The organism is Microlunatus ginsengisoli (assembly GCF_039537205.1).
Taxonomy (GTDB): Bacteria; Actinomycetota; Actinomycetes; order Propionibacteriales; family Propionibacteriaceae; genus Microlunatus; species Microlunatus ginsengisoli.
In genome coordinates this window covers 1-14,400 of sequence record NZ_BAABAB010000026.1, presented here as the reverse complement: position 1 = coordinate 14,400, position 14,400 = coordinate 1, and the positions used below count along the sequence as shown (strand labels likewise).

9 protein-coding genes are annotated in these 14,400 nt (G+C 71.3%); 2 read left to right on the top strand and 7 right to left on the bottom strand.

Annotated elements, in window-relative coordinates:
* Window positions 1–38 precede the first annotated feature (38 nt).
* Window positions 39–5,498, bottom strand: a complete 5,460-nt coding sequence (locus ABD747_RS17680; RefSeq protein WP_344807002.1) for a VCBS repeat-containing protein — start codon at window positions 5,496–5,498, stop codon at window positions 39–41.
* Window positions 5,499–5,629: 131 nt separating this feature from the next.
* On the opposite strand from ABD747_RS17680, the gene ABD747_RS17675 reads away from it, so the two are divergent.
* A complete protein-coding gene (locus ABD747_RS17675; RefSeq protein WP_344807000.1) occupies window positions 5,630–6,148 on the top strand; it encodes a DUF1269 domain-containing protein in 519 nt (172 codons plus the stop codon).
* A 26-nt stretch (window positions 6,149–6,174) separates the two neighbouring features.
* On the top strand, window positions 6,175–9,003 hold the full coding sequence (locus tag ABD747_RS17670) for a BTAD domain-containing putative transcriptional regulator (RefSeq protein ID WP_344806998.1): 2,829 nt from the start codon (window positions 6,175–6,177) through the stop codon (window positions 9,001–9,003).
* 13 nt (window positions 9,004–9,016) lie between these two features.
* On the opposite strand, the gene ABD747_RS17665 is transcribed toward ABD747_RS17670, so the two are convergent.
* The 6 genes from ABD747_RS17665 to ABD747_RS17640 form a co-directional block, all read right to left on the bottom strand.
* On the bottom strand, window positions 9,017–9,439 hold the full coding sequence (locus ABD747_RS17665; RefSeq protein ID WP_344806996.1) for a MarR family winged helix-turn-helix transcriptional regulator: 423 nt from the start codon (window positions 9,437–9,439) through the stop codon (window positions 9,017–9,019).
* Between the two features lie 521 nt (window positions 9,440–9,960).
* A complete protein-coding gene (locus ABD747_RS17660) occupies window positions 9,961–11,196 on the bottom strand; it encodes a hypothetical protein (protein ID WP_344806994.1) in 1,236 nt (411 codons plus the stop codon).
* Between the two features lie 102 nt (window positions 11,197–11,298).
* Window positions 11,299–12,513, bottom strand: coding sequence for a DUF6716 putative glycosyltransferase (locus tag ABD747_RS17655; protein ID WP_344806992.1), 1,215 nt, complete (start codon window positions 12,511–12,513; stop codon window positions 11,299–11,301).
* 14 nt (window positions 12,514–12,527) lie between these two features.
* On the bottom strand, window positions 12,528–13,049 hold the full coding sequence (locus ABD747_RS17650; protein WP_344806990.1) for a MarR family winged helix-turn-helix transcriptional regulator: 522 nt from the start codon (window positions 13,047–13,049) through the stop codon (window positions 12,528–12,530).
* A complete protein-coding gene (locus ABD747_RS17645; protein ID WP_344806988.1) occupies window positions 13,046–13,588 on the bottom strand; it encodes a PH domain-containing protein in 543 nt (180 codons plus the stop codon). Before ABD747_RS17645 ends, ABD747_RS17650 begins: the two co-directional genes overlap by 4 nt.
* 10 nt (window positions 13,589–13,598) lie before the next feature.
* Entirely contained in the window at window positions 13,599–13,763 is a 165-nt protein-coding gene (locus ABD747_RS17640; protein ID WP_344806986.1) for a hypothetical protein, read from the bottom strand.
* Window positions 13,764–14,400 lie beyond the last annotated feature (637 nt).

The following is a 14,400-nucleotide window of genomic DNA, read 5'->3' as shown; positions in this document are numbered from 1 at the left end:
GGTTGGGCCGCCGCGGTCGCGTCATCGGCGCCCGCGGGTCAGTGCTTGACCACCTTGATCGTGACGGTGGTCGAGTGCGCCGCCTTCTTTCCGGACGTGGCGGTCTTGACCACCCGGTAGCCGAAGGTGCCCGTCTTCGTCGATTTCACAGTGAAGCCGTACGCGCCGCCGGCCGTGGTGCCGGTAGTGGAGACGGTCTTCCACGCCGATCCCGACCGCCGCTGCAGCTGTACGGTCCGATCCCGCGCCATCGCGACGGCCGGCGTGACTCGGCCGGTGATCTTCGCCGAGTGACCCTTGACGATCCTGGTCGGCTTGGCCTTCACGCTGACGGCAAAGGGCTTGCTGACGGTGATCATGACCGGAGGCGAGCTGGCCGCCTTCAGGGTCGCGGTGGCCTGCTTGACGACCCGGTAGGCCGCCGTCCGGTCAGCCGGCGGTCGCACCGTGAAGGTGTAGCTGCCGCCGGCCGTGGTGGCACCGTCGGCAACCCGGGCCCAGGTCGTTCCCTGCTTGATCTGGAGCTGGACGGCCCGGTCGGATCGGGCCTGCTGGGCCGGCAAGGCGGTGCCGGCGATGGTGGTCGTCCGGTCGGGGTCGAGGTCGGTGCTGCCGGTCTTCGCGGTGACCACGAAGCCGTTCAGCACGGTGATCGTGATCTCGGCGGAGTAGGCGGTGGAGCGGCCGCCGGCGGCGAACTTCTTCACCCGATAGACGTACGTCCCGGACTTCGGCTGCGGCAGCGTGAAGCTGTAGCTGCCGTCGGCGGCGGTGTTCTTCTCCCCCACTGTGGCCCAGGTGTCGCCGTGAGCGACCTGGAGCGCGATGTCGCGGTCGTCGGCCGTCGGCAGCGTCGGCGTGACGGTGCCCGAGATGGAGACCGAGCTACCGGCCTGGACGGTCGTCTTGTCTGCGGCGGCGCTCACCGCGAACGGTCGGGGCCGCGGATGGGAGTCGACCCAGACGCGGAAGACCTGCTCGTCGTCCTGCCCGGCTGAACTGCTGCCCAGGATGACGGTGTGCAACTCGTGCAGGCCGGGCGTGGCCGGCGTCCAGCTGAACGTCATGGCCCCGCCCGACGTCGCCGACACCCCGGGCATCCGCCCGTCGTAGATCAGCTTGCCCTTGGCCGGCTCGCCGTCGTAGACCAGTACCGGTTGGTGGTCGGTCGAGTGCAGGTCTGCCTTCGCGTAGACCACGCCGGTCAGGTTCGCGTCGAGCGGGACGACCGGCACCCGATCGGATCCGCCGAGCTTCTCGTGGCTGGGAACGCCGTCCAGCAGGCCGGCGCCGTCCAGGGTGACCTTGGCCGGCTTGGCCGGCGTGCCGTGCTCGACGGCGCCGACCGCTGAAGCGGCCGGGCTGATGGTGACCAACCCGTAGCCCTGGTTGTTCTGGCCGCAGGCGGTCGGATCCGCGGCGGTGGCGTCGCTCGAAGTCAGGTCGTACAGCGCGGTCGCCGTCCCGTCGGGATCGAGCACGCCGGTCTCGTCGGCACACGTCGCTCCGGTCAGCGCCAGCGGATGCACCTCGGTCATCGTGCCGTCCTCGTCGAGGACGATGAAGATCCGGTACTGCTGCGCGTCGGAGACGCTCGGCGCTGTCCAGGTCGGCGAGGTGACGGTCTCCTGGCCCTGAGCCCCGAGCGCCGCCACCGGAACCGAGCCGATCTCGATCCGGTCACCGGTGACGGTGTTGTTGAGCCCGTTCACCGGGACGGCGAAGAAGTGCGCCGTGGTGCCGGACGGCATGGCCACGAGGCTGAGGTTCTGCACCGGCACGGTGAACTTCATCGGCGTACCCGAGGTCGGATTGCCGCTGAACGGCGCCCCGGCGGTGTTCAGGTACGTGTTGGAGCCGTCGACCTGGACGGTCTGGAAGCCGCGGACCAGCTGGCGTGCCTGTGAGGTCGAGAGGTACGGGCTCTGCCGGTTGTCGTTGCTGTCGTTGTCGATCACCATCCGGCCCGGCAGGTTGAGCGCGACGTCGGAGTACTTCCCATAGTCGTTGCCGGAGAAGAACGTGCCGTAGGCCGACTGGATCAGGTTCACCCCGTGGACGACCTTCGGGGTGCCGGCGGTCGAGTAGTAGACGGCCGATCCGACCTGGTACCCGTCGTCGCTGGTGAACTCCGGAGCCGCGAGCTGGAACGCCGTGCCGGTGGTGGTCTTGTTCGACGACGTGGTGGTCTTCAGGAAGGTCTTGCTGGCCTGGAACCCGTTGGTGGTGGAGAAGTCGAACGTGCCCCCGTCGACCTTCGGTACGCCCACGGTCACCGACGCGGAGGCGTTGAGCTCGGTGTCGGAGTCCCAGTTGTGGCCGCTGGTGGTGACCGACCCGCCGCCGGTGCTCGCGTTGAGCGTCAGGGTGGCCCCGGTGGAGTCGCCGCCGAGCTGGTTGGCCTGGTTGTACAGCGGGGTCGAGGTGGTCTGGGTCGTGCCGCTGCCGTCGGTGTAGCTGTACGGCCCGACATCGGACAGCGGCACGGTTCCGTCGGGGTTCAGCTGCGGGTAGGACAGCGCGTTGTCGTTGGTCCAGGACGCGCTGTAGCCACTGGTCGTCATTCCGGTGCCGGTCTTCCAGACCGTCGTACCCGGGATGGTGACCTCGTAGTACGGGTTGCACGCGCTGCCGCCGCAGGTGGTGCCGCCGGCCAGGTTGCCCAGCACCGGATAGCGATACACCTGGTAGTCGTGCACCGACGACCGGATCACGTCGTCGTCGATGGCCGAGGACTGGATGCTCAGCGACTTGCTCCCGCTGGAGTCGGTACTGGTCGTGTTCGACCCGGTCCAGGCCGCCTTGAACTTCTCCGTGACAGACGCAGAGGCGCCCGCGTCGAACGGGCCGAGGCCGGCTGCCAGCGTGGCCTTGGCCGAGTCCTCGGTCGACCCGCCGTTGCTCCAGGTGTTGGCGTTGCTCACGCTGCTGGACCACTCGGTGCCCGACGTCGACGTCGTCGACAGGTAGTAGTTGGGGCTGACGGTGGCGTTGACCATCTTGCCGCCCAGGTAGTCGGCGAACTTGGGTGGCTGTGCGGCCAGCATGTCCAGCGAGTCGCTGTTGTCGACGTCCAGCAGCACCGGGGAGCCGAGGATCATCGAGTCACCGAACCGGTCGTACGCGGTGACCGCGAAGTACATCGGGTTGCTGCTGGCGTGGTCGATGTAGGAGTCGGTGATCACCGGCGTCGACGGATCGGCCGCGTCCTTCCACGGCACCACCCAGCTGGTCGCGACCTGGTAGTCGTTCGTCGCACCATCCGTTTGCAGGTTGCGCCGCCACTGCAGGAACCACAACCCCCACACCGGCGGGTCGTCTGCGCCGGTGCCGCCGAAGGCGCCGGCGGTCATCACCATGGGTTGGACATCGGGTTGCGGATCGCCGTACTTCACCTCGTCGTAGGTCTTCGTGTGCTGCGGGTACGGGCTGGTCAGCCCTGGCTGCTTGCTGGTCATCGCGGCGGTCGTCGTGCAGACCGAGTAGCTGCTGCCCGATGGACACGTCGTGTCGTTCACCGCGTAGAACTGGAACTGCGGTGTCCGGCCGTACAGGTCGCACTCGTCGGTGAAGGTGCAGTTCTCCTCGCCCTCATACGTCACCGACACCCAGCTCATGGCGAGCTCGCGGCGCTGGTAGCCGAACCCCGTGTCCGGATCCATGTCGAAGATGCCGGACTGCAGCTGGAGGCCGGCGCCGGTCCGGGTCGGGTCGGCTTGCAGTGCGAGCGGCAGGTAGTGGGCGATGCCGGTCCGGGTGACCTCGGTGCTCCGGATCGACAGATCCGGGTTGAAGGTCACCACACCCAGGCTCGGGGTGAGCACGCTGCTGTCGAAGGTCGATTTCGTGCTGGTCGCGAACGCGACAGCGAGGTCAGCGGCGCCGTCGCCGTCGAAGTCGCCCGCCGCGGTGTCGGTATAGCCCGAGACCAGGGTCTGGGCGGGGCCGGAGCCCTTGAACGGCTGACCGTCGCAGGAGTTGCAGTTGTCCGTGTTGACCAGATTCAGTGACCGGCTGCCGTCGGCGTTGGCGACGTAGCGCCAGAAGCTGAGCGTCAGATCGCCGTCGCCGTCCTGGAAGCCGGCCAAGATCTCGTTCGTGCCGTCGCCGTCGAAGTCGCCGACCTGCACGATCAACGACCCCGGGTACCACTTGCCGTTGACCACCTGGCCGTTCTTGCCGAACGAGATGGAGCTAGCCGGCGCCGTCACCAGCAGACGGGAGGCGTTGGCGTTGTAGTCGATCACCCGCAGCGCCCAGTTGTCGTCGGAGTCGGTGTAGGCGACCACGGCCTCGTCGTGGTACAGCTGGTCGGAACCGATCGCTCCGTCCAGGTCGCCGACCGCCAGGTCGTACGGCGCGGTCAGGTTGCCGGTGGTGTAGCCGTTCGCCCTCGGCGCGGACCAGGTCGGCACCGAACCGCCCTTCTCTTCGATCGGCCGGACGTCCCAGGACTGATCGGTCGTCGGGCTGAGCGGGCCCGCTTGGCCGGAGCCGTTGGCGCTGCCGAGCGCCGCCGAGAACAGCACGGCGCCGTTCGGCGGCAGGATCAACAGGTCGCCGGCGTCGTTGAGGAACTCCCAGTGCCGGCTGGCATCAGAGGTGCAGGTGTCGACGGCCGCGACCTGAGCGTCATTCGGGCCTTCCCGGGTCAGACAAAGCCCGTCGGCGCGACTCACCAGCAAGACGGTGCCGTCGCCCGCGCCCGAGTCCACCACGGCCCACTGCTGGTCGTCCCCGGGGCTGGCGCCGACCGCCGTCGACGACACCTGGGTGCCGAACGCGCTGTTGCCGGTGGCGGCCGTGTTCGTCACCGCGACGCCGCCCTGCACGATCGCGTACGTCGTGCCGGCCGCGGGAGAGAGCGTCGGCGAACCCATCGTGGGCTGCTCTGCGGTCTGGCTGATCGTGCCCAGCGACCAGACCGCGTCGGAGCCGGCCACACCCTCCCGGAGCGCGAGCGTGCTCTCCGCGTTGCCGTTGACGAACCGGCCACCAGACGTCGGGTACTGATGGTCGATGATGGCCCGGCCCGGCTCGGCGACGTCGCCGGTCGTGTGGCTGCCGTCCACGCCGGTCATGTTCGCGTTCAGCGCCGCGGCCTGCTGGGTGCTGGTGTTCCCGTCCGCGTCGTTGGTGGTCTTCGCGATCGACAGCTTGTCCACCTGGAACACCGTCTTCTGGGCCGGGTTGCCCATGTTCTGGGTCGGTGTGCCCGCCGATCCGGTCGCGGCGAGCGACTTCACATTGGTGGACACCTTGCCCTTCGCCGCCTGCTTCGACGGTTCCTGGCGCAGCTCCGACCGCTTCGAGTCCATTGCCGTGATCGCCTTGAGGTTGGCGGCCGGCGCGGAGGCGCCCCGGGTCGAGAGGTCGTCCGTCCTGGGGGCCGCCAGGGCCGGCGTACCCAGCGCCGCGGTCAGGCCCAGGATCAGCAGGGCGACCAGCAGGTAGGAACGGGGTCGGGGTGACCGGGATGCGGAGTCGTGCGACGTCATGGTGGGCTCCCAGGGAGGTGGTCGACGTGGGCAGCGTGGACGGCAGCGCTCCAACAACGCTCCAAGTCCGGGGCGGATCGGCAGGTCTCACCGAGAGCGCCGTTGGAGCAGGTGTCGCCACGATGGGTCGCATGCGGCAGCCTTCACCTGCGCCATCGGGCGTCACCGCCTTCAGCGCGTGGGTGTTCGACACTCCGGACACCGCCGGACGGCTGCTGCCGGCGTTCGAGGGCTCGCCGCACCGGCCCGCGGTCCGTGTCGACGACGTCGCCGTCGTGTCCTGGCCCGCGGATCGGCTCCGGCCGCTGGCGTGGCACGGCTGCCCGGTCGACGACGCCTTGGTCCTGGCCGGCGCGTTCTGGGGCATGCTGTTCGCGGAGGTGTTCCTGCTGCCGCTGAGCTGCCCGCCGGCCGGCGGTCCGGGCCCCTCCGACGGCCAGCTGGCCCACTTGGGCCTTGACGCGGCGGTGGTCCGATCGCTGCGGGACCTGATCGTCGCCGACACCTCAGCCGTGCTCGTCGTGCACCGCGCGAACGCGGCGGAGATCGGTGCCGCGCTCCCGATCCGACCGGATCCGTCCCTGACCGTGCTGCTCACCCCGGAGCAGGTCGGGCGGCTCCGGGCCGGCTTCGCCGACGACGAGCGCTGAGCGCCGTCACAGGGTAGCGTCGCGGTGTGCGCTTCCTGGACCTCGGCACGCTCCAGGTCGAGGTCGGGATGGAGTCGCAGGGGCTCGGCGGCCGACGTCCCGCCCGCCTGTTGAGTGCGCTGCTGCTGCATCTCAATCAGCGCGTGTCGACGGATCTGCTGCTGGACGCGGTCTGGGGCGACGACCCCACGGCCGGTGCCTCCAGCACGCTCGAGACCCATATCTGGCGGGTCCGGCGACTGATCGAGCCCGGGAGGGCCCGTGGCCAGTTGCCGTCGGTGCTGATCAACGACTCCGGCGGCTACCGGTTGGTGGCCACCGGTGACCAGGTGGACTCGGCCCGATTCGAGCAGCTCTGTTTCGTCGTGGTGGACCTGATCAGCGCCGGCGAGCCCGAGCGCGCGTTGCGCGCCGCCGACGAGGCCCTGTCGCTGTGGCGCGGCGCGCCGTTCGACCAGATCGCCGACCGGGAGTGGGCGATCGGACCGATCGCCCGGCTGCAGGAGATGCAGATCCAGCTGCTCGAGCGCCGCATCGACGCGATCATGGCCACCGCCGAGCCGGCCCAGGCCGTCGCCGAGCTGGAGGCGTTGCTGGCCGCGCACCCGTTTCGCGAACGGCTGTGGTGGCAGCGGATGCTCGCCCTCTATCGCACCGGCCGGGTCGAGCAGGCGCTGGAGACCTATCGGCTCGCCCGCCGAGCCCTGCTGGACGAGGTCGGAATCGAGCCGGGGCACGATCTGGTCGAGCTGCACCGGCGGATGCTGAGCCGCGATCCCACCCTCGACCTGGTGGCGACGGCCCGCCCACAGGCAGTTGTCCGGAGACGGACCGAGGTGCATCTGCCCCGCAGCCGGCGGCTAATCGGTCGTGAGCACGACGAGGCCGCGGTCATGGCGGCGCTGGAGCGGTCGCGGCTGGTCACGATCGCCGGACCGGCGGGCTGCGGGAAGACCCGGCTGGCGGTCGAGGCGGCGCGCTCGGCCGCCGATCGCTTCCCCGACGGAGTCTGGTTCGTCGACCTGAGCGATGCGACGGACGCCGACGAGGTGGGGGCGGCCGTCATGGCGGCGCTCGAGCTCACCGTGCCGGCCGGCGGGTCACCGCACACCGCGCTGGCCGCGTACGGTCGCGATCGCCGGATCCTCCTGCTGCTGGACAACTGCGAGCAGGCCCTGGATGCCGTCGGCGTGCTCTGCGACGACCTACTCGGCCCCGACCTGCAGATCGGTGTCCTCGCCACCAGCCGGGAGCCGATCGGGTTCGGCGACGAACTGGTCCACAGCCTGGGTCCGCTCCCGCTGGCCGGTGCCGGCGCCGGACCCGGGCCGGCCGTCTCCCTGTTCCTGGACCGGATCCGGATCGCCGCCGACGGCCTGTCAGACAGCGACCGGGAGGCGGTGGAGCAGATCTGCCGAGCCGTAGACGGCATTCCGCTGGCCATCGAGCTGGCCGCCGCCCTCGCACCGACGTACGGACTGGCTGAGATCGCGGACCTGGTCACCCGGGATCCGGGTCGGCTGGCCGCGATCGGGCGCGGTCAGGCCCGGCACCATCAGACCCTGTCCAGCGCCATCGATCGCAGCTACCGGCTGCTCACTCCGGCGGAACAGGCGCTTCATCGCCGGCTGTCCGTGCTGCCTCCCGGGTTCTCCCGCGAGCTGGCCGAGACCGTCAGCGGAATCGGCGTCGACCCGGACGCCGATGTCGACGCGACCACCGTCCCGGGGCTGCTGGCCCGGCTGGTGCACCGATCGCTGCTCACCGCGGGACCGACGTCGGGTGCGGGCACCCGGTTCCAGCAGCTCGCTCCGATCCGCGCCCACGCCGCCCAGCTGCTCGCCCGGACCGGGGAGACCGCGCTGGCCGAGCAGCAGCGGGACGAATGGACCCGCGACCTCGTCGGGAGCCGGCCGCGCGGTGGCCGGCCGGAGGAACGGGACTGGTATCGCGCCGTCGCCGCGGATCTGCCCACGGTGCGCGCGACTCTGCAGCACCGGCTGATCACCCGGCCGGACGAGCTCGGCGCCGCGATCGCGCCGAAACTGTTCGGGTACTGGTACTACAACGGGCTGATCCAGGAGGGCCGCCGCTGGACCGAGGCGGCGCTGGTCGTCGCCACCGATCCCGTGCTGGTCGGGCGCAACCAGCTGGCCCTGGCCAGCTACTTGCTGATGGAGGGCCGCAACGACGACGCGCGACGGGCCTTCGAGGGCGCCGCGGCCGGGGCTTCGGCGCACCGTGACGACGACCCTGTGCTGGCCGAGCTGCTGCACGCCACTGCCGGCTACCTTGCGGTCGCGGGCGACGAGCCGAGCGCACGCCGCGCGCTGTCGCTGGCCGAGCCGATCGTGGCCGCCGCCGACGACCCCGACCTGTTCGTCAACCAGGACGTGATGAGCTGCATCGTCGACTCGCTGACGGCACCGCCCGAGCTGACGCTCGCCCGGGCCGAGGAGAACTACGGGCGAGCGCTGGATCTCGGCAACCTGTTGGCGGCGTGGATGTCCTGCAGCAGCGTCGATGCCGCCGCGCTCGGCCTGCGCGATCCGGCGCTGGGACTGCCCTGGTGCCGGCGGTTGCTCGGCCACCAAGAAGAGCTCGCCGGGCACGTGATGCCGCACCAGTTGGAGACGCTGGGCGACTTCCTCACCTTGGACGGCCAGTTCGCGGCCGCCGTCAGCGTGTTCTCCTGCAGCTACCACCGGGCCCGGCGGGCGGGCGCATCCTTTCCCCTGAACCGGATCAGCAACGAGCTGATCGCCTGTTGCCGGCGGGAGCTGTCGATCGACGACTTCGACACCGCCTGGACCCGCGGCGCCACCCTCGGCTGGACCGAGCTGGCGAGCATGTGACCGAGCGGCTGGGTCACGGCAGGTCGCGGACGCCGACCTGGGGCACGCTCGCCGCGACGAAGGTGTCGAGGGCGTCGGTGAGCGCGGCGCGCTCGTCGGGACCCATCCCGCCGAGGATGCGCTCGAAGACGGCTCGGCGATGATCGGTGACCGCGGCGAGCAGCCCGGTGCCACGCTCGGTGACGGTCAGCTCGAGCTGCCGGCGGTCCTCGGGACGATCGCGCCGATTCAGGTAGCCGGCCTGGACGAGCTTGTCGCAGATCCTGCTCGCGGTGGACAGGTGGACGGCCAGCGCGTGCGCGACGTCGGTGGCGCTCAGCCGGTCCCGATCGGCGGCCAAGACCAGCACCCGCAGCTGGGGCAGCGTGACGCCGGCCCCCGCCTGCGCGATCGACTCCGCGGTGATCGCCGCGAAGACACGCGCGGCCGCGATCATCGTCTCCGTCTCCTCGCGAGACGCAGGCCGCGGCCCGGTATTCATGGACCCCATCCAACTCGGCTGCCCGGGTCCGGGCAACCGACGGATACGGTGACCGCCGCCTCGCCGCACGGACGGGCCCGTCTCGTCAGGTAAGACCCGGGACGACCTGCCACGTGGTGCGCACGTGACATCCCCATCGATCGTCGCGCTTCGCGGGGCGAGGACGACGGCCACCAGTCTGCTCGGCTGCTGCTCCCATCGCCGGTGCGCCGATCCGCCGGCGGTCGGTCGATCAGAGCCCGACGGCGGGGAGCGCGCCGAGGTCGGGCAGTCCGACCTCGTCTACTCTCCGGCAGTAATTGCACCCGTGCAACCATTGCGACCGGTCGATACCGGTTCGTTATCGTCAGCGCCGGGTTTCCGAACGAGGGATGCTCCCTCGTCGCCCCCGGTCGATCATGGTGAGCGTGGATCTCGCCCGGTGACGCCGACGAGGGAGCAACCGTCGTCGGGCCGACCGCCGGACCCGGTCGCGATCAGCGGCCGGCGAGGACCCGCCGCCGCAGCCGCCGCGGGACCAAGCGGGCAGCGGCGGGCCGCAGGCCCGCGGGGCCGGCCAGGCCGAGCGCGAGCAGGCGGCCGACCGGAAGGTAGCGCGGCAGCAGGGCCGGGTCGGCGGTGGCGATCTCGGCGGCGGCGTATTGATAGCGCCGGAACGTGCTCGGCTGCATGGCGTACGTGATCGCCCGGACCAGCACCCCGAGCCGCTCGACGTCGAGGGTGCCGCGGCGTTCGCCGTACAGCTGGTCGGCCAGCGCCAGCGGGATCCGGCTGCCGTTCGCGGCCGGCTGCAGTTCGTGCAGCAACAGTTCGACGCCGACGGCGCGGACCGCGTGGCCGTACAGCCGGTCGGCGGCGCTCAGCCCGTTCGGGAAGCAGCCGGCGACGAAGCCAACGGCCGGGTCGGCGAGCCAGGACTCCACGGACCGCTGATCGAACCGGACCTCGAGCTCCAGCCCCAGTTCCGCGGCGCGGCGGGCGAGGGACGCGACCGTCGACGGCTGTCCGGCCGGCGCCGCGAACACGATCCGGGCCGCTCCGAGGTCGCGCACGGCCAGCGCGGCCTCGAGGTTCAGGCGTTCCTCCTCCGCGGCGTCCAGCGCTCCGAGCGCCGACAGGTAGTGCCCCAGCACCAGCCCGACCGAGCCGGCCTCGGCTCCCGCGACGGGCTCGCTGCGCGCGGCCAGCCGGTCCGTCGCCTTGCGGACGGCATCGGTCGAGATCGGCGTCCGGCGCGCCGCCGAGCCGCTGCTGAGGACCGGTCGCAGACCCGGCACCAGGTCGGGATGGAGCAGCCGATCGACCCGGCCGTCCAGCCCGCCGGCCAGCGGCCCGCGGATCGGTCCGTAAGCCGCCAGGCCGTCGGCATAGAGGTCGATCCGTGCCGCCGGGAAGGCGGCGGCAAGGGCCGGACCCGGAGCGACCTCGGAACGCGGCAGCACCAGGGTGCGCGGGTTCTCGGCGGTGAGGGCGAAATCGGTCAGCGGTCGTACCGCGTCGAACGCCTCGAGCAGATCGGCGCTCGCCCGGCCGGTCACCGTCGCGCCGGCCAGCAGGACGCGACGATCGGCACCGGGAAACAAGCCGTCGGCGAGGGCGGCGCAGACCGTCGCCAGGCCGGTCGGGGTGGTCACCACGAAGACCTGCGTGCCGGCCGAGGTCGCACCGCGCGCCGAGTCGTCTGCTGGGAGGTTCGGGCCGAGGTCGGGCATGGCACCGACGCTAGGCGGCCCAGACCGGGGGCGGACGACACCGAGTCGACGAGACGGTGAACCCGAGGTGCCAGTTTGCGCGGAGCTCCGGCGCAGCGGCGATCAGGGCAGTGGGCCCCGCAGCCGCGACCGGGCGGCGGCGGCCCGGGACCGGATCCGCCGGATGCCGGCCTGGGCCGGCCCGGGCAGGATCAGCCTGAGGTTCGGCCGGACCGCGCCTCGCCGCTCGCTCGTCGGACCGGCCGGCCGGTGCGGCAAGCCGTGCTTGTCCCGCGCCCGCAGCAGGCGGACGATCTGGTCGAGCCAGTCGCTGTCACTCTCGGCGTGGAAGTAGTTGTCGGTCAGCCAGGCGCTGGCCGGCCGCCGGAACCGGCCCGCCACCAGGTCGTCGAGGCTGCCCTGGCAGTCGGAGTGCTCGAACGCGACGTTGATCATCTCCGGGCTGACCCCGAAGTCGTCCAGCACCAGCACCGACGACCCGGCCGCCATCGCCTCCAGCACGGCTGTCGACGACACCGTCACGCAGGCCCTAGCCGAGGCGAGTGCATCGGCCATCGAGCCGGTGACGAAGCGCACCGCGTCCGGCTCGACCCGGCCCTCTGCGACCAGCTCCTCCCAGAGCAGCTCGAGCGGGAACGCCTCCCGGTGGGTCTGCTCCTCACCGAGCGTCGCCCGCAACTTGACCACCGCGGTGCCAGCCGGCTCCACCCTGGCCAGCGCCTCCAGCACCGCCCGCCGCTGGTCCCGAGTCGGCGGCACCCGGGACTGGGCGGCGAACACCACGTCGCCGTCGTCGCGCGGCGGCGGTGGGTCCGCGCTCAGTTGCGGCAGGAACGGCAGTCGGGCCAGCCCGACGGCGAGGTCGGCGTCGAGCTGGTCGACGAGCTCCGCGTACGCCCTCCGCTCGCGCCGGCTGTGCACCACGAGCAGGTCGCAGCCGCGGCGCAGCTCCACGGCGTGCCGGCTCGCCGGCAGGCTGATCCCGGGCAGTCCGGTGACCAGCACGGGGCGTTGCCGCGAGGTCCGCAGCCGGCGCTGGGCCGCGATCGTCGACACCGTCGGCCCGGTCCCGGCGAGCAGCAGGACATCCGGCCGCCGGCGCTCGATCAGGCCCAGCAGCCGGGTCAGTCCGAGCACCTCGACATCGCCACCGGTCGCCGCTCGCAACTGCGCCGCGGACGGCGTGACCGGGCTCCGGATCACCACCTGGCGCCGGGTCCAGCCGGCCGGCATCGCGGCCAGCGTTGCGGCGCTCCAGCTCAGGTAGGAGTGCGAGTCGGCGACTGCCAGCACGCTCGGCGCAGCGGCACCGTTCATTCCGACCACCCGTCTCAGAAGTCGCCCGCGGCGGTGCGCGGGCCGGTGAGCAGCTCGGTCAGCCGGTCGCAGTCGCCGTCGTCGAGCGAGCCGAGCGCGAACCGGGCGTCCACGATCAGCCGGGTGGCCTGCTCGGTCACCTCGCGACCCTTCGGCGTGATGGCGGCCAGCACCGCACGGCCGTCCTCCGGATGCGGCGTCCGGGTGATCAGGCCGGCCCCCTCGAGCCGCTTGACCAGCGGTGTGACCGAGGTGGCGTGCACCTGCAGCCGTTCGCCGATCTTGCCCAGCGGCAGCGCGCCGCGGCGGGAGAAGGACAGCAGGACCAGCACCTCGTAGCGGGCGAAGGTCAGGTTGAGCGGCCGGAGCAGCTCGTCCAGCTCGGTCAGCACGAGCTGGTGCACCCGCATCAGCGACGTCACCGCCCGCATCCGCGGCATCTCGCCCCAGCGCTGCGACCACTGCTGAGCCGCCCGCTCGATCGGGTCGAACGGCAACCGATGCCGATCCGACCGGGCCGGTGTCACCGCGCTCACGAGTCGGTGTCTTCCACCCAGCGAGGCGAGCTCGCCCGCAGTCCCGCACGTTGGATCACAGTCTGGATCGTACGGTCCCGCTCATCCGGGTTTCCCACGTAGTCGATCTCGCGCAGTCCCTGGTCCTGCGCCGCCGACTCGAAGATGAAGTGCCCGTAATTGAAGATCCGCCCGGTCAACGACTGGTTCACGGTGATGTCGAGGATCCTCGTCATCGGGGTGGTCGCCCGGTGCCGGGAGAACAGCCCGTGCACCCGGAACGCGCGCATGTTGGTGACCACGAACCGGTCCATCTGCTCGTCGAACACCTTCCAGACCGCCTGGACGATCAGACCCACCCCGACCAGGCCGAGCAGCCAGCCGAACGGCGCACCGACGTACGTCGCCGCGATCAGCAGGACGATTGCGAGCAGGATCCGGACCGTGGGCCAGAAGATCGCCATCGGGTGCTTGTGCACCTCGTCGACGATGTACTCGTCGTCGTCGGTGAGCAGGTACTGCTCGACGTGCGGGTCGAGCCAGCGGTCGAGCCCGAGCACCGGAGCCTCCTCAGCCGGCCAGGGAGGTGAAGAACCTGAACACGGCCGTGACGGCGCCCGCGACCCAGAGGAACACCCCGCGGACGGCGTCGGCCGCGTCCTCGGGCCGGGTGATCAGGTAATAGCCGGCGAACAGCACGACGAGCACGAACAGGATCTTCTTGACCCACTTCATGCCTCACCCTCCCTCACCGGTCGCCGCCGGAGCGCACGCGGGGACGTACCGATCCGGAGCCTTCTTTCTATCCCACCCATCCCACCGGACCCAACCGCCACGCCGGGCTCCCCCCAGTCCGCGGTGCCCCGCGGGCTCGGCCGGGGGTGGGTGGCAGCCCGCCGGAGCCGGCCGACTCCGCACCCTGCCCAACACTCGCCCGCCCGACTCCGCACCTGCCCACTCCGCAGCCTCCCGCTCGGCCGCGCCTCCGCGCCCCGCATTCCCGACCATCTTCGCTCGCCTTGCTCCCAGTTCGCTCGACGTCCTTCACGCGCGAACTAGGTCGAAGCCGCGCGAAGTTGCCCGCCGGGCCGCGTAGGTGACTCGTCCGCCCGAGGCGCCCCGCCGGACTTCGTCCGAGCGCACCCCCGGCCAGCGCCCGATCCGCAGCCGACCCACTGACCAGAAACCCCGCCGCGGCGGGAAAGTGGGCCCCGGAGCTGCTGAACGGACCCCGAAAACCCCGCCGCGGGCGGAATCTTCCTCGACCAGAGCACTCCCCCAGCAACCTCGCTCGCCTTGCCCCCAGTTCGCGGCGGGCTCAGGGGGTCAACGCAACACCGATGTGTTTGGCCAGTGTTTCAGCTGGGGTGTA